Here is a 22,563-nt window from a genome sequence, read left to right on the forward strand (position 1 = left end):
CATACCGGCGTCCTTCGTCCCTGCCGGATGGCGGGCCGAACCGCCTGCTGTGGGAGCGGCGTGAGCCGCGATGGCAATGAAGCGACGACGTCGTTCGGTGATGGCGATCGCGGCTTACGCCGCTCCCACAGGAAGCGGCGCGGCGGGGAGCACGAGTGCGGCTCGGGCCGCCCCTCTACCCAGACAGGTACGTCGCCGCGTGGAGATCGCGGTCGCGGCTTACGCCGCTCCTACCCCAAAGCGGAAGGCGCCGGGCGGGGCACTTAACAAAAATGCCGGCTTGCGCCGGCATTTTTTGTTTCGGGACCAGGCATCGCGGTTACCGCGGAGCCGAGGAGTCCTTCGAGGCCGTGCGTCCCCTGCAAAAAGCCGCGGCCGGGCTGGCGGCCGTCGCTTCAAGCCCGAAGATGTGCGGATCCCGGCGTCTTGCGGCCATGCCTGCATCCAGGCGCAGGTCTGAGTACACTCCCGCCTGCAGCCGCGCGATCGTGCGCGGCGCGCCGGTCGCGGTCGCATCGACTTGTCGGCCCTCACCGATCCCGGATCGGAACAGGAGAGGTTCCATGAAGTTCACCATCGTCGGCGCGGTTCACCGCTAAGTCCGCAGCCGTGGCCTGGTTTCAGGCCGCGCCAGGCAGACCGTCCGCAGACAGGGCCTGTTGTGGCCGCTGATCGCGCGCGCTCGTCCGCCGCCCCACTCCCGATTCGTTGATCCGGCGCCCCAGGCGCCCGTTCGCCCTCGCGCGTCCGCTCGTGCGCCTGTTGCTGGCGCGGAGCCGGGCGCGTGCGGAGGGAGTTTCCAAGCTCAAACAAGGCGCAAAGCCATGATGATTTTTCGTTGGTTCGAATCGTTGATCGACCCGTTCCGTCCCGCACCGGAGGTCATGCCTCCGCGCACGGTGGCGGCGTTCTACTGGCACTTCATCCGCCAGGCCTGGCCGGTGTTCGCGGTCCTGACCGTGGTCGGATTCTTCGTCGCGATCGTCGAGGTGGTGATGTTCGACTACCTCGGCCGGGTCGTCGACCTGGTCAACACCACGCCCAGCGGCGAGCTGTTCGCGCGGCACGGCGGCGATCTGCTGTGGATGGCGGCGGTGATGCTGATCGCGCGGCCGTTCTTCCTCGGTCTGCACGATCTGCTGCTCAACCAGACCGTGCACCCGAGCATCACCAACCTGGTGCGTTGGCAGACTCACCGCTACATGCTCCGGCAGAGCCTGAGCTTCTTCCAGAACGACTTCGCCGGCCGCGTGGCGAACCGGATCATGCAGACCGGCCCATCCTTGCGCGAATCCACCACCCAGTCCTTCGACGCGCTGTGGTACGTGGTGGTGTACTCGGGCTCGGCGATCTATCTGTTCGCGCAGGCCGATGCCTGGCTGGCGGTGCCGCTGCTGGTGTGGATCGTGGTTTATATCGGACTGCTGCGCTACTTCGTGCCGCGGGTGAAGCTGCGCTCGTGGCGGGCTTCGGATGCGCGTTCCAAGCTGATGGGCCGCATCGTCGACGGCTATACCAACATAGCCACGCTCAAGCTGTTCGCGCACTCGCGGCGCGAAGAGGAATACGTGGGCGAAGCGATGTTCGAGCAGACCGGTCGCTCGCGCGACATGACCCGCATGACCACGTTGATGGGCATGAGCATCACCGTGGTCAACGGTCTGTTGATCGTCGGTACCTGCGGTCTGGCGCTGTGGCTGTGGCACCGCGGCGCGATCACGGTCGGCGCGATCGCATTGGCGACCGGCCTGGTGATCCGCATCCACAACATGTCGGGCTGGATCATGTGGACGGTGAACGGGATCTTCGAGGACATCGGCACGGTGCAGGACGGCATCGAGACGATCTCGCGGCCGCTGACCGTGGTCGATCGCGAGGATGCGAAGGCGCTGACGGTCAGCGAGGGCGGTGTGCGTTTCGAGAGCGTGCACTTCCATTACGGCCGCGACAGCGGTTTGATCGCCGACCTGGACCTGATGGTGAAGCCAGGCGAGAAGATCGGCCTGGTCGGTCCCTCGGGTGCGGGCAAGTCGACGCTGATGAACATCCTGCTGCGGCTCTACGACCTGGAAGGCGGCCGCATCCTGATCGACGGCCAGGACATCGCCGGCGTCACCCAGGAGAGCCTGCGTTCGCAGATCGGCGTGGTCACTCAGGACACGTCCCTGCTGCATCGTTCGATCCGCGACAACCTGCTTTACGGTCGTCCGGACGCGAGCGAGGCGGAGATGTTCGCGGCCGCGCGCGAGGCGAGGGCGGACGAGTTCATTCCGCGCCTGGTCGACGGCGAGGGCCGGCAGGGCTACGAGGCATTGGTCGGCGAGCGTGGGGTCAAGCTTTCCGGCGGCCAGCGCCAGCGGGTGGCGATAGCGCGCGTGCTGCTGAAGAACGCGCCGATCCTGATCCTGGACGAGGCCACATCGGCCTTGGACTCGGAGGCCGAGGCGGCGATCCAGGACAGCCTGGATTCGCTCATGCAGGGCAAGACGGTGATCGCGATCGCGCACCGCCTGTCGACGATCGCGCGCATGGACCGGCTGGTGGTGATGGATCAGGGACGGATCATCGAAACCGGCACGCACGAGGAACTGATCTCGCGCGACGGGCTGTACGCGCGGCTGTGGAAGCGACAGACCGGTGGCTTTGTCGGCGTGGATGCCTAACGGGGCGACGGTTATCACCCCACAGCGCAGCGGCTCTTACCTCAACCCCTCTCCCGCATGCGGGAGAGGGGCTCAAGAGCGAGAGGTTCTTCGCGGCTTCTTAGCGAAGGATCCTTCGCAGTCCCTTCTCCCGCTTGCGGGAGAAGGTGGCCGCAGGCCGGATGAGGGCCCGGGATCAGGTGTGAGATCCGAGCTCGCGCCGCTCCCTCAGCCGGCTCCTTCCGCTACAGGAAGAGGCCAATCGATCAAAACAGCGAACCCGTACTACCACGCTCACCATCCCCAGGCTGCCCACGGCGCTTACGCACCCAGCCCCCAACGCCCGAGGGCTGATGGCCGGCAGCAGCAGCCGGCTTCGCGTCGCCACGTTCGCGCGCCTGCCGATGCGCCGTCTCCGCCATCACATTGAACTGGCGCAATCGCTGCAGCCAAAGCTCGTCCATGCTCGGATCGGCGACCAGCGGGCCGGTTCCGACATCGGCCTCGATGGCCTCGTCGGGGATATGGCTGAAGGGGATACGCATCGGTGCGGCGCCTTGCGCCAGCGCTTCGTGCATCGCGCCGAAGTACAGGCGGTTGTTGCCGTAACGCTGATTGACCTGGTCGAGCACGCGGGTCAGGGCCTGATTGCGCTGACGATCGACGAACAGGGCGCCGGTTTCGGCGGCGCAGGGTTGCAGATCGATCAGGGACACCGCCACCGACAGCGGCGGATGCCGCTGCAGGTTCCAGCGGCCGTTGCCGGCGGCGCGCATCAGCGGTTCGATCGCTTCGGCCATCAGTTGCAGCAGGGTTGGGGTGTCGTCGAGCGCGGCGAAAGACAGGCCGCGGTCGTAGCGTTGTTCGCGACCGACGAAGCGCACATGCAAGCTCAGGCCGCGCGCCTGGCAACGTTCCTGGCGCAGGCGCATCGCCGCCTTGGCGAGCAGTTTGAACATTACCGAGCGCATGCCCTCGGCGTTGCGCATCTGCGGATCGAGCACGTGCGAATGGCCGACCGAGCCGACCGCCTTGCGTTGCCGCGACGGCGGTTCGATGCCGCGCAACTGGGCCCAGAAACGTTCGCCCTCGATCCCGCCCCAGATCGCACGCAGGTGTTCGCGTGGCGCGGCGGTGAGTTGCGCGACCGTGCTCAGGCCGGCTTCGTGCAGGCGCTGCAGCATCGATGGGCCGATGCCGCACAGATCGTGCAGTTCCAGCCCGTGCAGCGCCTGCGGCAGATCGGCCAGTTCGACCACGGTCAGGCCGTCGACCTTTTCGATGTCGGACGCGGTCTTGGCCAGAAAGGTGTTGGGCGCGATGCCGATGGAACAGCGGATCGCCGGGCTCAGGCCGCGATCGATCAGTGTGCGCTTGATCCGTTGCGCGATCGCCACCGCGTTGTCGCGCTGGCGTTCGCGGCCCATCAGCCGGCACGCGACTTCGTCGATCGACAGCGGTTTGCCGTCGATCGGGATGCAGTCTTCGATCGCGGCGATCAGTTTGTGGTGGAGTTCGACGTAACGGGCGGGCCGCGCCTGCACGATCATCAGATCGGGGCAGCGTTCCAGCGCTTCGCGAACCGGCGTGCCGGTCTTGACGCCGTGCAGCTTGGCTTCGCGACTGGCGGCGATGCAGCAGGTGGTCGCCGCCATCACCGGCACCACGCCGACCGGACGGCCGCGCAGGCGCGGCTCGTCGTATTGCTCGACCGAGGCGAAGTAGGAATTGAAGTCGACGAACAGGCAGCGCAGGGTCACGACGGCGGGCCACGCATGGGGATCCAGTATCGCGCTGCGCGACGGGCTCCGGGAGGGCCGCCGGCCGACGATCCGCCGAGTCTGCCGGCGGATCGTCTCGAATGCTGAGAGTTACAGCCGAATCAACGGCTTACATGACGATCGGAGGCTCGCCGCCGACGATCACCACGTCCGCCGCGCGGCGCGCGAACAGGCCTACGCTGACCACGCCGGGGATCTGGTTGATCGCGGTTTCCAGCGCCACCGGATCGGTGATCGCCAAACCGTGGATGTCGAGGATCCAGTTGCCGTTGTCGGTGACCACGTTCTCGCGCCAGACCGGCTGGGCGCGGGTCATGCCGAGGATCTCGCGCGCGACCAGGCTGCGCGCCATCGGGATCACTTCGACCGGCAACGGGAACTTGCCGAGCACGTCGACGCGCTTGGCCGGGTCGACGATGCAGACGAACTTGGCGCTGGCCTCGGCGATAATCTTCTCGCGGGTGAGCGCGGCGCCGCCGCCCTTGATCAGGCGCTTGTGCGGGTCGCACTCGTCGGCGCCGTCGACGTACAGCGACAGCGGACCGGTGGCGTTGAGATCGAGCACTTCGATGCCCAGCGCCTTCAGGCGCGCGGTGCTCTGTTCGGAGCTGGACACGGCGCCCTTGATACGCTCCTTGTTGCGGCCGAGCGCGTCGATGAAGTAGGCGACCGTGGAACCGGTGCCGACGCCGACGATCATGCCGTCCTCGATGTAGTCGATGGCTTTTTCGCCGGCCAGGCGCTTGGCTTCAGTCATGTTCGGGATTCGGGAGTAGGGATTCGGGATTGGTTAAAGCGGGTAATGAAAGCGATCAGTGGATATTCGGTCGGGCCGGGACGCTGGTGCGAATCCCTATATCCCCAATCTCGAATCCCGGCCTATCACTCCATCGCCAGCAGCAGCTTCCACTGCGCGGCGGTCACCGGCAGCACCGACAGGCGGTTGCCGCGCCGGATCAGGGCGAAGTCCTCGCCGAGGTCGTCGGCGCGGGCCTTGATCTCGTCCAGGGTGATCACGCGCTTGAGCTTGCGATCGAAGGCCACGTCGACCAGCAGCCAGCGCGGGTCTTCGCGCGTGCTCTTGGGGTCGTGGTAGTCGGACTTGGGGTCGAACTGGGTCGGGTCCGGATACGCCGCGCTGGCGATCGTGGCCAAACCAGCGATGCCGGGCACGGCGGTGTTGGAGTGGTAGAACAGCACGCCGTCGCCGACCTTCATGCCGTCGCGCATGTAATTGCGTGCCTGATAGTTGCGCACGCCGTTCCAGGGCTCGGTGCGCACGCGCTCGAGGTCGTCGATGGAGAACGTGTCGGGTTCGGACTTCATGAGCCAGTAACGGCGGCGTGCGGTCATGGGGGAATTCACGCGATCAGGGAATGACGGGTGTCGTAGACGGCGGCGTCGCTGCACACGGCGTCGAGGGCGACGTCCCAGTCGGCGCGGGCGAGCGCGTCGACGCGCTGAACCTCGAACGCGGCGCCGACCAGCCAGGGCGGCGCGGGCTCGCGCTGACGGAACGCGAAGCTGCGATCGTACCAGCCGCCGCCCATGCCCAGACGGTGGCCGCGCGGGTCGAAGCCGACCAGCGGAGTCACCGCCATGCTCAGGTCGCGCGGGTCGAGCAGCGACGTCGGGGCGACGTCGGGTTCGGGGATGCCGTAGCGGTTGCTCGCCAGCGGGTCGCCCGGGCGCCAGGGCGCGAAGCGCAGCGCGCCGTCGTCGCCGAGCACGGGCAGGCAGTAGACGCAGTCGGGCGGCAACCGCAGCTGCCAGACGTGCAGGCCGATTTCGCCATCCAGGGCCCAGTAGCCGGCGACGTAGCCCGATTGCGGCGCGAACGGCAGCGCCAGCAGGTGTCCGGCCAGGCGTTCGGCGCCGGCGATGCGTTCGGCCGCGCCCAAGGCGCGGCGGCGTTCGCGCAGGTCGCGGCGCAGCGCCGCACGGTCAGCCGTCATGCGGCAGGGCTTCCATCAGGGGGCACGCGACCCATCGACACACGACCCCATTGGTAACAGACCCAAGGGGCGTGCCAAGAAGGAGCGGGCGCCGTAAGGCGCCCGTCCGGGAATAAGTAGTCCTCCGCCAATGGCGATGCATGCCAAACGACCTTGAACCCGGGGTTCAAGTGGGGACGCTTGGCTGCCTTCGGGCTTCCCGCTGCGAGGCGGACTTGCACTCCGGGCTTCCGCTGCGCCCCCGTGGTCGTATTTAAGGGACAAGGCGAATGTTTGTGCACGCCGTCGCGCACAGCAGAGGACGTGGGCGAAGTATAGCGCGGGAGTACCGGTGCGCATGTCCGCTCGTCGGCAACGCTGCGTAGCGGTTCATCGATACCGTGAATTGCGTCCGCGAATCGCGCCGCCGTCGGCATGCGCGGCGCGGATTCAGCGCGGCGCGGCGTCGAACAGGCCGTCGAGCTTGCGATGCAGGTCGCCCAGGGTGCGCGCCAGTTCGCGGTCGCGGGTTTCGTTCTCGCCGCGCAGCTGTTGCAGTTCGTGGGCGAGGTTGAGCGCGGCGAGTACGGCGACGCGGTCGAGCGCGGCCATGCGGTTGCCGCCGCGGATCTCGCGCATCTTGCTGTCCAGCAGCTTGGCGGCCAGCAACAGGCTGTCGCGTTCGGACGGCTCGCAGCCGACCGTGTACTCGCGGTCGAGCAGGCGGATGCTGACGGGTTCGCTGGCGCTCATCGGGCGGGTGCTCAGGTGTGCTGCTCGAGCGACTTCAGCCGCGCGATCATCGCTTCGACGCGGGTGCGCGCCTGCTCGTTCTTGGCCAACAGGGCCGAGCGTTCGCCGGCCAGCTGTTCCTGCTGCTGGCGCAGGCTGCGGTTCTCGTCGTGCAGACGGCGCGCGCGCTCGGCCAGCTCGTCGACGCGGTCGGCGAGCGATTGCATTTGGGCGAGCAGTTCGGCGCGGTCCATGCGGGCACGATAGGCAGGGAGCCGGGAGCCGGTCAAGCGGCCGTGGCCGGGAGCGCGCCGTCGCGTGCGCGGATGCGCCGGAGCGGGGCGGCGGTCTCAGTCCGGATCGGCGGGGGGGAGGGGCGTGGCGGGCGTGCGCGCGAGGATGAACGCCAGGCATTGCTCGGGTTCCAGCGGCCGCGCCAGCCAGTAGCCCTGGATCTCGTCGCAGCCGTGCGCGCGCAGGAATTCCATCTGCGCCTCCGACTCCACGCCCTCGGCGACCACGTTCAGGCCCAGCGAATGGGCCATGTTGATGACGGTGCTGGTGATCGCCTCGTCGTCCGGGTCCCGGCCCAGATCGCCGACGAACTCCTTGTCGATCTTGAGCGTGTTGATCGGCAGCCGCTTGAGGTAGGCCAGCGAGGAATAGCCGGTGCCGAAGTCGTCGACCGCCAGGCCGACGCCGAGATCGCGGATCGCCTGCAGTGTGGCCGCGGTCTGCACCGCGTTGGCCATGATCACGCTTTCGGTGAGTTCCAGTTCCAGGCGCCAGGCCGGGATGCCGCTGTCGTCGAGCGCGCGCGCGACCACTCGCGGCAGGTCGCTGCGCAGCAGTTGCAGCGCCGAGACGTTGACCGACATCGACAGCTGGTCCAGGCCTTGCCCGCGCCAGCGCGCCAGCACCCGGCAGGCTTCGTTCATCGCCCACTCGCCGATTTCCAGGATCAGGCCGCTTTCCTCGGCCAGCGGAATGAATTGCGCCGGCGAGATGTCGCCGTACTCGGCGCTGCGCCAGCGCAGCAGGGCCTCGACGCCGGTGATGCGCTGCTCGGGCAGCGACATGCGCGGTTGGAACACCAGGCGCAGCTCGCCGCGGTCCAGGACCTTGCGCAAGGCCGCGGAGATGGTCGCGCGGCGGCGGATCTCCACGTCCATGTCCTCGGTGTAGCGCATGTAGGTGCGGCGGCCGGCGGCCTTGGCCTGGTACATCGCGGTGTCGGCGTGCTTGAGCAGGTCGGTCGGCACCTGGGCGTGGTCGGGGTAGAGGCTGATGCCGATCGAGGGCGAGATCGAAACGTCGTGGCGTTCGTCGAAATCCAGCGGGGTCTCGAACGCGCGCAGCAGGCGGCGCGCGATCGCTTCGGCATCCTCCGGCGTGTCGATGTTCTCCAGCACCACGGTGAACTCGTCGCCGCCCAGGCGGGCGACGGTGTGCTCGGCTCCGACGGTTTCCTGCAGGCGCGCGGCGGCAGCGCGCAGGATGCGGTCGCCGGCGGCGTGGCCGAGCGAGTCGTTGATGTCCTTGAAGCGGTCCAGGTCCAGGAACAGCACCGCGATGCGGTGGCCCTGGCGGCGCGCCCGCACGATCGCCCGCGACAGCCGCTCCGAGAGCAGGGTACGGTTGGGCAGGCTGGTGAGGGTGTCGTAGTTGGCGAGGTAGCGCAGTTCCTGCTCGGCGCGCTTCTGGTCGGTGATGTCGCCGAGCACGGCGACGTAGTGGCTGCGCTGGCCGCCGGCGTCGAGCACGGCGCTGCTCTGCAGCCAGCACAGGAACTCGGCGCCGTCCTTGCGCGACTGCCAGATCTCGCCCGACCAGCGCCCGCTGCGCTCCAGTTCGGCGCGCATCTCCCGGTAGAACTCGGGGTCGTGCTGGCGGCTGTCGAGCAGGCTGGCCGAACGCCCGATCACCTCGGCGTCGCCGTAGCCGGTCATGTGGGTGAAGGCGGGGTTGATCGAGATGAAGTTGAAGTCGCGGTCGATCACCGCGACCGCCTCGGCCATGCTGCGCAGCACTTCGCTAGAAATGCGGCGGTCGCGCTCGGCGCTGCGGCTGGCGGTGATGTCGCGGGCGGTGCCGGCCACGCGCAGGGCGCGGCCCTTGGCGTCGCGTTCGACCACGCGGCCGCGCGCGCGCACCCAGCTCCAGCCGCCGCCGGGATTGCGGATGCGGTGTTCGGACAGGAACAGCGCCGCGTCGCCGCGCAGGTGCTGTTTGAGCAGGTCGAACACGCGCTGCTGGTCGTCGGCGTGGATCTCGTGGTCGTCGACCACGTGGGTCTGGACGCCGATGTCGGGGGTCTGCGCGTGCTGTTCGTCGACGCGCATGCGGTGCATCTCGCGGCGCGCTAGGTCGTAGTCCCAGAACTGTTCGCCCGAGGCCCACAGCGCCAGCTTCAGGCGCTCCTCGCGCTCGCGGATCTGCTGGAAGTAGCCGCGTTCGCGCTGGCGGGCGCGGTGCCAGCGCCAGCCCGCGCTGGCGAGCAGGGCGACCAGCGCCAGCGCCGCGGCCAGGATCACCATCGGGTGCCGCCACAGCGGCGGGGCGACGTGGATCGGGATCACCAGCTCGCGCGAGGTCCAGACCCCGTCGCGGTTGGTGGCTTGGGCGCGGAAGGTGTAGCGGCCGGCGGGCAGGCGGGTGTAGGTGATGTCCCGGCGCATGCCGTTTTCGATCCAGCCGCGATCGAAGCCGTCCATCCGGTAGCGGTAACGGATGCTGGAATCCGGGGCGAAGTCGAGGGCGCCGACGCGCAGGCGCAGGATCCCGGCCGCGGCCGGCACGTCCAGCTGCGCCGGCTGCCACAGCGCGCCGCTGTCGACCGTGGCCTCGGCGCCGATCCAGGCCCCGAGCAGGCGCACCGGCGGGGTGTAGCGCGAGTCGTACATGCGGGTCGGCGAGAACAGGTTCAGGCCGCGCACGCCGCCGAATACGAAGCGGCCGTCGCGCAGACGGGTGAGCGCGCCGCCGTTGAATTCCAGGTCCTGCAGGCCGTCGGCCAGGCCGTAGCGGCGCACCCAGCCGGGCATCACGTCGAAGCGCAGGATGCCGGCGTCGGTGCCCAGCCACAGCCGTCCGTTCGGCGCTTCGGCGACGGTGAACACCACCGGCACCGGGCGGTCGTTCAGGGCCGCGCCCAGCGGGTGGGCGAAGCGGATCTCGCCGCCGTGTTCGATCGTGCGGCTGAGCCCGGAGTGGCCGCCGATCCAGACCGTGCCGTCGGCGGACTCGTGCAGCGCGCGTATCAGATTGCCGGGCAGGCTGTCGGGGTTGTCGGCGCGATGGCGGTAATGGCGCATGCGCCCGCTGGCCGGTTCCAGCAGGTCCAGGCCGTCGCCGGTGCCGAACCAGATGCGGCCGCGGCGGTCTTCCAGCAAGGCATGCACCACCGGGTGGCTGAGCCCGCTGGGATCGCCCTCGCGGTAGCCGTAATGGGCGATCGCGCCGCTGGCCGGGTCGTAGCGCAGCGCGCCTTTGCCGCTGCAGCCGAGCCAGAGCGTGCCGTCGCGGGCGACGATCATGCTGCGCAGGGGCGCCGCGCTGTACGGGCCCAGGTCGATGCGTTCGAGCTTGCGCGTGGCCGGATCGAGCCGGTGCAGGCCCTGGCCGGTCGCGACCCAGAGCCGGCCGCGATCGGCGCGGGCGAAAGCCATCACCCGCACGCCGACGCCGAGCTGCGCGGTGTAGTCGTCGAAGCGGTCCTGGGCCAGGTCGTAGCGCAGCAGGCGCGCGTTGTCGGTGCCCAGCCACAGCCCGCCGAAGTCGTCCTCGATCAGGGCGCGCATGCTGTCGTCGGCGGCGGCGTTGCGCGGGCGGCCGCTGTCGAGGTCGAGCACGTAACTGAAACGGGTGCCGCGCGGGTCGGCCAGGGCGACGCCGCGGAAGGTGCCGCCGACCCAGAGCAAACCGCCGTGGTCGATCATCAGGCTGGCGATGGTGTCTTCCGGCAGTCCGGCGTCGATACCGTCGTCTTCGCGCACCGGCTCGACCCGGCCGGTGTCGGGGTCGTAGCGGCGCAGACCGTCGCCGAACATCGACAGCCACAGGCGGTGGTCGGGCGCTTCGACTATCGCGCGCACGTCGGTGGACGGCGTCGGCGGGCCCGCTTCGGGGGGCAGGGCGCGGATCAGGCTGCGGCCGTTGCTGTGCAGGCGGTACAGGCCATCGTTGCGGCCGATCCAGACTTGACCGCGGTGGTCGCGCAGCAGGCTGGCGACCGGCTGCGGGTCGATCAATTCGACCCGGTCGTCCATGCCGATCCGATACAGACCGGTGCCGTTGCCGTACCAGACGTTGCCGTCCGTATCCGACACCAGCTTCTGCCAGGGACGGTCGCGCACGGTGTCGGGCAGCTTCAGCAGGGTCTGCCGGCGGCCGCTGGCCGGGTCCAGCCGTTCCAGGCCGGCGAGGCTGCCGATCCAGACCCGACCGGCTCGGTACAGCAGGGTCATCACCTGGCGCGAGGCCTGGCTGCCGGCCGGGGCCGGGTAACGCCGGATACGGCCGGTGCCCAGGTCCAGCCGCGCCACGTATTCGGAATAGGTGCCGATCCAGAGCGCACGGTCGCTCTCCAGGGTCAGCGCGGTGACATAGCTGTCGGGCAGGCTGGCGGGATCGCGCGGGTCGTGGCGATACGGCACGAAGCGCTGGCCGTCGTAGCGGTGCAGGCCGCCCTGGGTGCCCACCCAGACGAAGCCCTGGGTGTCCTGGGCCAGCGCGGTGACCGAATTCTGGGCCAGGCCGATATCGCTGCCCAGGCGGGTGAAGTAGTAGTCCCGGGTCGCGGCCGCCGCCGGCAGCACCGTGCCCGCCAGCGCCAGCAATGCGCTGAGCAGACCGGCGAGACGGATAACGGCTGGGCAGGGTAGACGCACGGACACCGGGTCGCAGGGCGTGGCAGCACGCAGTGTAGGCAGGCGTAGTCCGTCGCAACAAGCCGCGGCGCGGCGTTGCTAAACTGGTGCAACTCCCCCACAGCCATACCCGTGCCCGCCATCGAACTGCCCGACCTCTCCGCCGTCGACGCCCAGAGCCGCCAGCTGGCGCTCGCAGCCTCGGCTTCCGAACTCCACGGCGCGCTGTGCGGCTGGCTCGCCGGCGGCGGCGCTTCGCTGCGCGAATGGCCGGCCAAAGTGTTGGCCGACGACACCGTCGCCGCCCCGGAAACCGGCAGCGCGCTCGACCAGCTGCGCCTGGCCAGCGCCGCGCAGCTGTCCGATCGCAGTTTCGACTTCACCCTGCTGCTGCCGGACGCCGACGCCTCGCTGTCCGAGCGCAGCGGCGCGTTGTTCGACTGGTGCCGCGGCTTCCTCGGCGGGTTCGGCCTGGCCGGCGTGTCGGCGAATGCCTTGTCGGTGGAAGGCCGCGAGGCCTTGGGCGATCTGGCCAAGCTCGCCGTCGCCCAACCGCAGGACGACGGCGACGAAGAGGACGAGGAAGCGCTGGTCGAGATCGAAGAGTTCGTGCGTGTCGCCGCGCTGCTGTTGCACGGCGACTGCGTGCTGGCCGCGCAGCATCGGCAGCGCCTGAACTGAGCCCGCCGCCGCGACCATGAGCAACGCATCCGGTATCGCCAGCCACATCCCCGCCAAGGCCTACGCGCGCCGCCGCAAGCAGCTCATGCACATGGCCGGCGACGACGCCATCCTGGTGCTGCCGGCGGCGAACGAGGTGATCCGCAGCCGCGACACCCACTACCCGTACCGGCAGGATTCCGACCTGTGGTACCTCACCGGTTTTCCCGAGCCCGAAGCGGTGCTGGTGCTGGTGCCCGGCCGCAAGCACGGCGAAACCCTGCTGTTCTGCCGCGAGCGCGATCTCGAACGCGAAGGCTGGGACGGCCCGCGCTTCGGCCCCGAGGGCGCAGTCGAGGCCTTCGGTCTCGACGACGCCTATCCGATCGCCGACCTCGACGACATCCTGCCGGGCCTGCTCGAAGGCCGCTCGCGCGTCTACTACCACTTCGGCCGCGATCAGGAATTCGATCTCAAGCTGATCGGCTGGCTCAATCGCGTGCGCGCGATGGTGCGCCAGGGCGCGCAGCCGCCGCACGAGTTCCTCGAGCTCGGCCATCTGCTCGACGAGATGCGCCTGTTCAAGGACCGCGACGAACTCAAGCTGATGCAGCGCGCCGCGGACATCAGCGTGCAGGCGCACGAGGTCGCGATGCGCGCAGCGCGTCCGGGCGTGCGCGAGTACGAACTGCAGGCCGAGCTGGAACGCGTGTTCCGCATGCACGACGCCGAACCGGCCTACGGCAGCATCGTCGGCGCCGGCACCAACGGCTGCGTACTGCATTACCGAGCGAACAACGGCCAGGCGCGCGACGGCGATCTGATCCTCATCGACGCCGGCGCCGAGTTTCGAGGCTACGCCGCCGACATCACCCGCACCTTCCCGGTCAACGGCCGCTTCAGCGCGCCGCAGCGCGCGCTGCACGATCTGGTCGGCGCGGCCCAGGCCGCCGCATTGGCGCAGGCGCGCCCCGGCGTGGCCTACGAGGCGGGTCACAACGCCGCGGTGGAAACCCTGACCGAAGGCCTGCTCAAGCTCGGCCTGCTCAAGGGCAAGCTGGAGAAGAACATCGCCGACGGCAGCTACCGCCGTTTCTATCGCCACAAGACCGGGCATTGGCTGGGCCTGGACGTGCACGATGTCGGCGAATACCGAATCGAGGGCGAGTCGCGCCTGCTCGAACCGGGCATGGTGTTCACGATCGAGCCGGGTCTGTACGTATCGCCCGACGACGCCACCGTGGATCCGAAGTGGCGGGGGATCGGAATACGCACCGAGGACGATGTGCTGGTCACCAAGGACGGCTACCAGGTGTTGACCGACAAGCTGGCGCGCAGCGCTGACGAGATCGAAGCCTTGATGGCGAAGTAAGGCGGTATGTTCCGCTCTGTTGGCGTTGTCGCCTTGGGGTAGGAGCGGCGTGAGCCGCGACCGCGACCTTCGTCTTCCGGCGGACGTTCCGCTACGGCTTCGCCTTCTGCCTTCTGTGGGAGCGGCGTAAGCCGCGATCGCGAACTCCGAGGTTCGGCGAAGGTTTCGATTCTCAAGTCAACGGCTTCCGCCCGCTGCGCGTGCGGGTCACTTTCTCTTGCCACTCGCTTTGGGGTAGGAGCGGCGTGAGCCGCGACCGCGACCTTCGGCTGTTGCGTGAATTTCGATGCGGATCGGCTTCCTGCTTTCTGCTTTCTGTGGGAGCGGCATAAGCCGCGATCGCGAATTCCGGCTGCTTTGCTGGTTTCGTTCTTAAGCAACAGCTTCCGCCCGCTGCGCGTGCAGGTCACTTTCTCTTGCCGCTCGCCTTGGGGTAGGAGCGGCGTGAGCCGCGACCGCGACCTTCGGCTACCGCGCTGGTTTCGATTCGGATCGGCTTCGCTTTCTGCTTTCTGTGGGAGCGGCGTGAGCCACGATCGCGAACTCCGGGTTTCTGCGATGGCTTCGGTTCTTTAGAGCAACAGCTTCCGCCCGCTGCACATGCGGGTCACTTACCCACCCGCCTTGGGGTAGGAGCGGCGTAAGCCGCGATCGCGAACTCCGAGGTTCGACGAAGGTTTCGATTCTCAAGTCAACGGCTTCCGCCCGCTGCGCATGCGGGTCACTTTCTCTTGCTAGCCCAAGAGAAAGTAACCAAAGAGAAGGGCTTGCCTAGACAACCCTCCCGTGCGAGATCGGAGGTGGCGCGGGGATTTTTCGAAGGAACATCCTGTTCCTCGAAAAACGGCGCGCGTCCTGCGCGCCGCCCTTCGGGTCTGAGGGTTGGGCGAGTGCGGGGCGTTGGATTTCAATGCAACGGCAACGGCAACGGCAACCGAAGCTGCGGTTGTAACAGCCATGGCAACCGCAACTGCTTTGGTTTTTTGCCGTCATCTCCGCGAAGGCAGGATCCAGTGGCTTCAGCGCCCAATCACGCTTAGGTGCATACGTCCCAGCGCTCGCTTGCCTCACAAATGCCGCGGCACCCTAGCCTCCAGCAGCTCCACCAGCGCCGGTTCCATGTAGTCGTACTCGTCCGGTATATCCAGGCATACCACGCGCTTGCCCTTGAGCTGCACACGAAACCGCTGTTGCAGCTTGATGCGCTGCGCCTTCTCCATCACGAAGATCAGCTCCGCCCATTCGACCAGGTCGGCACCCAGCGGCTGCTCCGCGTCGTGCTTGAGCCCGGCCGAGGCGACCTCGAGGTCGGCCCGGCCGCCGAACAAATGCTCGGCGGTCGGGCTGCGCAGCCGGTTCTGGCCGCAGACGAACAAGATCCGCTTCATCGCATCGCGCGGTTCAGGCCGCTTCCGCGAAACCGTCGCGGGTCAGGTTGATCGGCGCGCCGTCGGTGCAGACCACGTCGTCCTCGATGCGGATGCCGCCGTAGGGGCGGAATTGCTCGATCCGGTTCCAGTCCACCGCATCGGCGTGAGGGCCCTGCTTGAGGCCATCGAGCAGCAGGTCGATGAAGTAGACGCCCGGTTCGATCGTCACCGCCATGCCGACGCCCAGTTCGCGGGTCAGGCGCAGGTAGGGCTGGCCCTCTGGCTTGGCGATGGTGCCGCCGCGGTCGGAGGCGGCGAAGCCGGCGACGTCGTGGACCTGCAGGCCGATGCCGTGGCCGATGCCGTGCGGGAAGAACACGTTGCTGACGCCGGTTTCCAGCGCCGACTCTGGCGAGAGCTTGATCACGCCGAAGTCCTTGAGGATGCCGGACAAGGCCAGATGGGCGTCGAGGTGGATGCGCTTGTAGTCGGTGCCGGCGCGGACCTGGTCGCACATCTTAAGCTGGGCCGCGTCGACTGCGTCGATCAGGGCCTGGAACTCGCTGCCGGCGTCGGCGGCGTAACTGCGGGTGATGTCGCAGGCATAGCCGTGGTGGCTGGCGCCGGCGTCGATCAGGAAGCTGCGCAGCTGCGCCGGTGCCTCGCGCTCGAGCTCGGTGTAGTGCAGCACGGCGCCGTTCTGGTTCAGGGCGACGATGTTGTTGTACGGCAGGTCGGCGCCTTCCTGGCGCGCGGCAGCGCAGTAGGCCAGGTGGATGTCGAACTCGCTGCCGCCGTTGCGGAACGCGGCCTCGGCGGCGCGGTGCGCGCGCACGCCGCGGCGGGTGGCGGCCCGCATCATCTGGACTTCGTACGGGGTCTTGTAGGCGCGGTGGAATTCGAGATAGTCGATCGCCGGCTGCGGGTTGTTGGGCACGTAGGCGCCCAGCGCGCTCTGCGGCTCGCCGAGGATCGCGCAGCGCGCAGGGTCGGACGGCAGATGGGCGAGGGCTTCCTCGGGCTTGCGGATCACCACGATGTCGAAGTGATCGACCCAGTAGCCGCTGGGCGCCTGCGGCACCACATGCCAGTAGTCGAACGGTTGCAGGTAGATGAGCTTGGGCTTGCGTCCCGGCGTCGCGACCAGCCAGCTGCCCGGGTTGCGGGTCAGCGGCAGCCAGGCCTTGAACTGCGGGTTCACGGCGTAGGGATAGTCGCGATCGTCGAAGAACTGGTAATGCGAGGTCCCGCTGGGCACGACCAGGTGATCGAGACCGGCGCGCTCCAGTGCCTCGTGAACGCGACCTTCAAGCTCGGCCAGGTGGGCGGGGTACAGGCTCGCTGGATCGTGGGACATCAGGGAAGTTCTCTGGGGGAGTTCGGGGATTTTGACGGATTCCGTCCGTTCCCGCAGGCCGGCTGCGTAGCCAGAGGCCGGACAAATGTTGCGCCGCCGCATCTCGCCTCGTTCGTGAAAACCGCGATTTCGCCGGGGAAAATGCCGGATCGCGATGCCGTAGCGGCGGCCACGCACCCGCACAAACGAGCCCCGGCGCGACGGAGTATGCTGCCGGCCTGCGCATACCAACGCGTATGGGGAGGGACTCGATGGCAGACCCGGCGCCGTCAGCGCGCGAACCGGCATCGCTCGCCGACTATGGCGAGGATTGCGCCAGCCAATGGGAGAACATCTCCCTGCAGTACCGCGCGCCGTTGCGCGGATTCTTCTCCAAGCGAGTCAAGGATCCGGCCGAAGTCGAAGACCTGACCCAGGAGGTGTTCCTGCACCTGGTTCGGCGCGCGCGCGGCGGGCCGATCGAGCATGTAAAACAGTACGTTTTCCAGATCGCCGCCAACGCCCTGCGCGACTGGGGCCGCCGTCGCCAGGTCCGCGACCAGGACGCGCACGAGTCCTTCGACGAGGAAATTCACCAGCCCGCTACGGAAATCTCGCCGGAGCGCGTCTTACTGGGAGAGGAGGCGGTGAAACTGGCTGTCGCCGTCCTGCGTGCGCTGCCGCAGCGTACGCGCGACGTGTTCGTGCTGCGCACAATGGAGAAGCGGAAATATATGGACATTGCCAACATGTTGGGCATTTCGGTGCGGGCCGCCGAAAAGCATATGGCCAAAGCGCTGGCGCAACTGGGCCGCGCGATGGACTCGGAGACGCCGGAATGAGCCGGGGCATGCAAGCCGGATGCGATCCGGTCGCCTGCGTCCGTGCGGTCGGGCCGGACGTGTCGAGGGAGGGCGTCGGATGAACGGGAAAACCACGCCCATCGCGAGCGGACCGGGTCCCTTGCCGGACGATATCGACGAAGCGGCGGCGCGCTGGAGCGAAGTCCTGCTCGATGCCGACCCCGACGCCGACGCGTCCCTGCGCGCAGCCTTCGAATCCTGGCGCGCTGGCTCGCAGGCGCACGCCACTGCATTCCGGCGGGTGGAGGCCGCGCACGCTTTGGCGCGCGCGGTCGCCGATGCGCCGGAGATGCTGGAGCTGCGGCGCGAGACCCTGGCGCGCGCCGCGAACGCCAGGCCTTCGTGCGCGCCGCGCATCTACGCTTACTCGATAGCCGCCTCGCTGGTGGCCGTCGCCGCGATCGGTCTGCTGATCCTGCGGCCCGATGCGCCGGGCCGGATGGTCCGGGACATGCAGGACGCGATCGCCGGCAACGTCCACGAAACCGGCATCGGCCAGCGTTCGGAGGTGAAACTCGACGACGGTTCGGTGGTCACCCTGAACACCGATAGCCGGGTCTCGGTGCATTACGAAGGCAGGATGCGCGCGGTGACGCTGGAGCGCGGGCAGGCCCTGTTCAAGGTGGCGAAGGACCGCTCGCGGCCGTTCGTCGTCACCGCGGACGGCCGCCAGGTGACCGCGCTGGGCACCGAGTTCGAGGTCCACATGTCCGAACGCCTGTTCGAGGTGACCCTGCTCGAAGGCCGCGTGACCGTGACCCGCGAACGCACGCAGCCGACCGCGATCGCCGTCGCGCCGACCGCGGAACTGCAGCCGGGCCAGCAGTTCGTCGCGCTGGCGGCGGCCGTGCCGCAGGTGCGCGCGGCCGACGTAAGGCGGGAAGTGAGCTGGCGGCACGGCCAGGTCGTGTTCGAGAACGAGAGCCTCGCCGACGCCGTCGCCGAGATCAACCGCTACTCGCGCAACCAGATCGTGCTCGGCGATACGCGTCTGGCGGCGCTGAAGATCAGCGGTGCGTTCAATACCGGCGACACCGACACCTTCGTCGACGCGGTGACCGCCTACTTCCCGATCGAACGCGCGGTAAGCCAGAGCGACGCGATCGTGCTGAAGCCGCGCGCGCCCGAGCGCGGCTGACGGCTCTTGCCTCCGATCCTCCCGTACGTGGCGCAGCAATGCGCCGCGTCGGGTTGCGTCGTGCCCGGCGGCCTCGCGTTCGATTGGTGTCGCGGCGCTCGCCGGCGCAGGCGCGGCCGGTACCGATCCCGCGCCGATGCGATCGCGGGCGAGGCGATGCCGCGGAACGCAGCTGCGATTTTGTTGCGCTGCAAAACAATTCCGAGGCGATCGGCGGGTTTCACCGCCCGCATCGCGATTGCGTCGGGACGGGTTCGGGTTTTCCGAATCGCTGCGTCCTTACAAACACGAGGCCACGCGAAGAGGGCCCGCCACCGGAGGGGAACCGATGCGAGTGCAAGACCAGAAGCGACTGTCGAGGCGCGTGCTCAAACCCTGTGTGCTGCTGCTGGCGTTGCTGCCGTATCTGACCGCCTATGCCCGCGGCGATGCGATCACCGCCAGGTTCGATATCCCGCAGCAGCGGCTCGATGCCGCCTTGTCGGAATACGCGCGCCAGAGCGGCCAACAGTTGCTGTATTCGCCCGAACTCGCGGTCGGCAAGACCGGACGCGCGGTGCGCGGCGAGAAGCCGACCTTACAGGCGCTGGACGAACTGCTCGCAGGTACCGGTCTCAAATACTCGACCAGCGCATCCGGCGCGATCCTCATCAACGGCAGCGCGGGCGGACATTCGGCGTCGGAGGACGCCAAGCCTCCTGCCGACGCGGTGCCACCGGGAAACGCAGAGGGGACCGCTGACACGCAGCCGGCGGCGGACTCCCAGGCAGAACCGCAAACGGCGCCCGATCCCACCGCTACGGCCAAGGCCCAGGCGGCGACCAATCTCGACACCATCGTGGTCACCGCGCAGAAGCGCGTCGAGCGCATTCAGGATGTGCCGATCGCGATCAGCGCGTTCAGCGGCGACGATCTGGGCGACCGCAAGATCGAAACCGGCGGCGATCTGGTGACGGCGACGCCGAACGTCACGTTCAGCAAAACCAACTTCGCCAGCTACAACTTTCAGATCCGAGGCATCGGCACGCAGGCCTTGTCGGTGACCACCGATCCGGCCGTGGCGATCAGCTTCAACAGCACGCCGATGATCCGGAACCGTCTGTTCGAACAAGAATACTTCGACGTGGACCGGGTCGAGGTGCTGCGCGGGCCGCAAGGCACCTTGTACGGCCGCAACGCCACCGCCGGCGTGGTCAACATGATCCCGAAGCTGGCCGACCCCAGCGCCTACGAAAGCTGGTTCAAGGTCGAAGCCGGCAATTTCGACAGCAAGCGGTTCAGCGGCATGGTCAACCTGCCGATCAACGAGGCGCTGGCGTTCCGCATGGCCGGCGCCTGGACCGACCGCAGCGGCTACATCGAGAACACCGCCACCGGCAGGGATGTCGACGATCGCAGCCTGTGGTCGACGCGCGCCTCGGTGGTGTTCAAACCCAGCGACGCGACCAACCTGAGCCTGGTCTGGGAGCATTTCGACGAAGACGACAGGCGTGCGCGCACCGGCAAGCAGCTGTGCCATACCGACCCCGGCGCTACCGACGTCGACGGCATTCCGCCGAACAGCTTCGATCGCAACTTCATGAGCCAGGGCTGCGCGGACGGTTCGCTCTACGATCGCGGCGCCTTCGGCCTGCCCAACGGCGGCAGCCTGCCGTGGGTGCTGGCGAGCGGCACCTTTCCCGGCACACTGGCCTCGGCGCTCGATCCCGACGGCAACTTCGTCGGCCCGATCTACCTCATTCCGCCGGGCGTGAACCCCTACGAGGGCCGCACCCAGTCGACCGACCTGCGCCAGATCGAGACCACCTACGATCCCAGGTTCCAGGCCAAGAACGATGTCGTCCAGTTCAACTTCGACACCGAAATCAACGAGAAACTGAAGTTCGTCTCGCAGACGCTGTACACGCGCGACAAGTACTACTCGACCCAGGACTACAACCGCTTCCAGTCCAATGCGGTGTTCACCGACACCGATCCGCTGGTGCAGATCACGCCCAACGGCGATCTGGCGCCGGCCTATCCGCTGGCGCCGAAGGGCGTGCTTTGCGACCCGCAGCTGGGATGTTCGGATCGCATGCTGGGCGTCGACCTGGTCGATTCCTACAGCAAGCAGTGGTCGCAGGAGTTCCGCCTGCAGTCGATGTCCGAAGGCCCGTTCAACTTCAGCATCGGCGCCAACTACCTGTACTACTCGGTCGACGAAAGCTACTACGTCTTCAACAACGTCTTCACCGCGATCGCGCGGAACTTCAACAACACCGCCGGCGTCGGCCTGGGTTCCGGCAATACCCCGGTCGACTGCCCGCAGGGCAACGGCGGCGCGACCGTCAATGGCTTGTCCGGCTACCCCTGCGTCTACATCGACCCGAACTCGCTCGACAGCATCGACGGCCAGGGGCACAACTATTTCCGCAGCCGCAACGTCGCCAAGACCAAATCCGCCGCGTTGTTCGGCGAGGCCTACTGGCAGCTGTCCGATACGGTCAAGCTGACCGCCGGTCTGCGCCTGACCCGCGACACCAAGATCACCACGCCGTATCCGAGCCAGACCCTGCTGTCGTCCACCAAATCCGGCCCGCCGTACTACTCCTTCGTCGGCGCCGGCTTCGTCAACAGCGGCTACCCGGCGCTGCCCGATGTCCGTCAGACCTGGAACGAGCCGACCGGACGCCTGGTGCTGGACTGGAAACCCGACCTGCCGTTCACCGACAGCACCCTGGTGTACCTGTCGGGCTCGCGCGGCTACAAGGCCGGCGGCACCAACTCGCCGGCCATCGGCGCCGATCCCGATTTCCTCAGCTTCACCCAGCGCGATCTCGGATTCGATGCGGAGTTCGTCAACGCGTTCGAGCTCGGCATGAAGAACGTAATGGCCGACGGCAAGCTCAATCTGAACGCCACCGTGTTCTACAACGACTACCGTGGCTATCAGGTTTCGCAGATCCAGGACCGCGCCACCTTCAACGAGAACTTCGACGCCAAGACCTGGGGCGCGGAAATCGAACTGGCGTGGCGGCCGACGCCGTCGTTCCAGCTCAGCGGCAACGTCGGGTTCCTGCGCACGCGCCTGGACGACAACCAGTACTCGATCGACGTGATGAATCGCACCCAGGGCAATCCCGACTGGGTCGTGTTGCGGCCGTGGGTGCAACAAGCCTCGAACTGCATCGCGCCGCGCGACAAGGTGGCGCAGGTCATGGCCCTGATCTACGCCGGCGGCGACGTCACCTCCAATGCAGGCATCATCCTCAACAGCTTCTGTTCGCTCAATTATCCGGTCGCGGTGGGCGGATTCACGCCGGGCGGCTCCTGGGGCGATGCGTTCGGGTTCTTCTACGACCCGCGTACCGACGCGCCGAACGGCGGCCAGGGCTTTGCGGCCAACGTCGGCGGCAACGAGCTGCCGAATGCGCCGCACATCACCGCCAGCCTCAGCCCGCAGTACACGTTCTTCACCGCGCACGGCGATTTCACCGTGCGTGCCGACTTGTACTACCAGGGCGCGAGCTGGGCGCGCATCTACCAGGACGAGATCGACCGCCTGCACGACTGGGGCAACGTCAACCTGTCGCTGACCTGGCAGAAGCCCGAAGCCGATCTGACCGTACAGCTCTACGTCAAGAATCTGCTCGACGGCAAGGCGATCACCGGCACCTTCCTCAACAGCGACGACAGCGGCCTGACCGCGAACGTGTTCACGCAGGACCCTCGCATCATCGGCATCTCGCTGCGCAAGGGCTTCTTCTGAAGCCCGACCTTCCTCCCATCCCTGCCGGCGTCGCTAGCGCAAACCGGCAGGAAGTGTCGCCACGGCATCCGATCCATCGTGGCAAACCCGCCTGACGCATCGAGCGTCCGGCGATTCCG

15 protein-coding genes and 1 other RNA gene are annotated in these 22,563 nt (G+C 67.8%); 6 read left to right on the forward strand and 10 right to left on the reverse strand.

What is annotated here, in order from left to right:
- Positions 1-830 precede the first annotated feature (830 nt).
- On the forward strand, positions 831-2,663 hold the full coding sequence (locus tag ASE10_RS14210; protein WP_055900847.1) for an ABC transporter ATP-binding protein: 1,833 nt from the start codon (positions 831-833) through the stop codon (positions 2,661-2,663).
- A 245-nt stretch (positions 2,664-2,908) separates the two neighbouring features.
- Here ASE10_RS14210 and ASE10_RS14215 read toward each other — a convergent pair whose 3' ends face one another.
- From ASE10_RS14215 to ASE10_RS14245, 8 genes are all read right to left on the reverse strand, one after another.
- Complete coding sequence (locus tag ASE10_RS14215) at positions 2,909-4,402, reverse strand: hypothetical protein (protein ID WP_055900257.1); 1,494 nt, start codon at positions 4,400-4,402, stop codon at positions 2,909-2,911.
- 130 nt (positions 4,403-4,532) lie between these two features.
- The gene (gene rpiA / locus ASE10_RS14220; protein WP_055900260.1) at positions 4,533-5,180 is read right to left on the reverse strand and encodes a ribose-5-phosphate isomerase RpiA; all 648 of its coding nucleotides are present in this window, start codon (positions 5,178-5,180) and stop codon (positions 4,533-4,535) included.
- Between the two features lie 125 nt (positions 5,181-5,305).
- On the reverse strand, positions 5,306-5,776 hold the full coding sequence (locus tag ASE10_RS14225) for an EVE domain-containing protein (RefSeq protein ID WP_055900262.1): 471 nt from the start codon (positions 5,774-5,776) through the stop codon (positions 5,306-5,308).
- Positions 5,777-5,784: 8 nt separating this feature from the next.
- Entirely contained in the window at positions 5,785-6,378 is a 594-nt protein-coding gene (locus ASE10_RS14230; RefSeq protein WP_055900265.1) for a 5-formyltetrahydrofolate cyclo-ligase, read from the reverse strand.
- Between the two features lie 117 nt (positions 6,379-6,495).
- A non-coding RNA gene (gene ssrS / locus ASE10_RS19725) (6S RNA) lies at positions 6,496-6,682 on the reverse strand.
- 125 nt (positions 6,683-6,807) lie between these two features.
- Positions 6,808-7,110: a cell division protein ZapA gene (locus ASE10_RS14235; RefSeq protein WP_055900268.1), complete on the reverse strand. Its 303-nt coding sequence runs from the start codon at positions 7,108-7,110 to the stop codon at positions 6,808-6,810.
- A gap of 11 nt (positions 7,111-7,121) precedes the next feature.
- Entirely contained in the window at positions 7,122-7,343 is a 222-nt protein-coding gene (locus ASE10_RS14240; RefSeq protein ID WP_055900271.1) for a TIGR02449 family protein, read from the reverse strand.
- Between the two features lie 96 nt (positions 7,344-7,439).
- Positions 7,440-11,984, reverse strand: coding sequence for an EAL domain-containing protein (locus ASE10_RS14245; RefSeq protein WP_082559536.1), 4,545 nt, complete (start codon positions 11,982-11,984; stop codon positions 7,440-7,442).
- A gap of 114 nt (positions 11,985-12,098) precedes the next feature.
- On the opposite strand from ASE10_RS14245, the gene ASE10_RS14250 reads away from it, so the two are divergent.
- Both ASE10_RS14250 and ASE10_RS14255 read left to right on the forward strand, forming a co-directional pair.
- A complete protein-coding gene (locus ASE10_RS14250) occupies positions 12,099-12,638 on the forward strand; it encodes a UPF0149 family protein (protein WP_055900850.1) in 540 nt (179 codons plus the stop codon).
- Positions 12,639-12,654: 16 nt separating this feature from the next.
- Positions 12,655-13,989, forward strand: a complete 1,335-nt coding sequence (locus ASE10_RS14255) for an aminopeptidase P N-terminal domain-containing protein (RefSeq protein WP_056305883.1) — start codon at positions 12,655-12,657, stop codon at positions 13,987-13,989.
- Positions 13,990-15,056: 1,067 nt separating this feature from the next.
- Here ASE10_RS14255 and ASE10_RS14260 read toward each other — a convergent pair.
- Entirely contained in the window at positions 15,057-15,377 is a 321-nt protein-coding gene (locus tag ASE10_RS14260) for a low molecular weight protein tyrosine phosphatase family protein (RefSeq protein ID WP_056305882.1), read from the reverse strand.
- A 13-nt stretch (positions 15,378-15,390) separates the two neighbouring features.
- Positions 15,391-16,719 carry a Xaa-Pro dipeptidase gene (gene pepQ, locus ASE10_RS14265; RefSeq protein WP_055900853.1) on the reverse strand — a complete coding sequence of 443 codons (1,329 nt, stop codon included), beginning with the start codon at positions 16,717-16,719 and terminating at the stop codon, positions 15,391-15,393.
- Between the two features lie 248 nt (positions 16,720-16,967).
- Between pepQ and ASE10_RS14270 the strand changes: the two genes are divergently transcribed.
- The 3 genes from ASE10_RS14270 to ASE10_RS14280 all read left to right on the forward strand — a co-directional run bounded on the left by ASE10_RS14270 (position 16,968) and on the right by ASE10_RS14280 (position 22,444).
- Positions 16,968-17,537: a sigma-70 family RNA polymerase sigma factor gene (locus ASE10_RS14270; RefSeq protein WP_162250187.1), complete on the forward strand. Its 570-nt coding sequence runs from the start codon at positions 16,968-16,970 to the stop codon at positions 17,535-17,537.
- 79 nt (positions 17,538-17,616) lie between these two features.
- Positions 17,617-18,696 (forward strand): FecR domain-containing protein, encoded by a 1,080-nt coding sequence (locus ASE10_RS14275; protein ID WP_082559538.1) that lies wholly within the window; start codon positions 17,617-17,619, stop codon positions 18,694-18,696.
- 328 nt (positions 18,697-19,024) lie between these two features.
- Positions 19,025-22,444: a TonB-dependent receptor gene (locus ASE10_RS14280; protein ID WP_082586116.1), complete on the forward strand. Its 3,420-nt coding sequence runs from the start codon at positions 19,025-19,027 to the stop codon at positions 22,442-22,444.
- The last annotated feature ends 119 nt before the right edge of the window (positions 22,445-22,563 follow it).

This window comes from Lysobacter sp. Root76, assembly GCF_001428685.1.
In the GTDB taxonomy this organism is placed as follows: Bacteria; Pseudomonadota; Gammaproteobacteria; order Xanthomonadales; family Xanthomonadaceae; genus Lysobacter.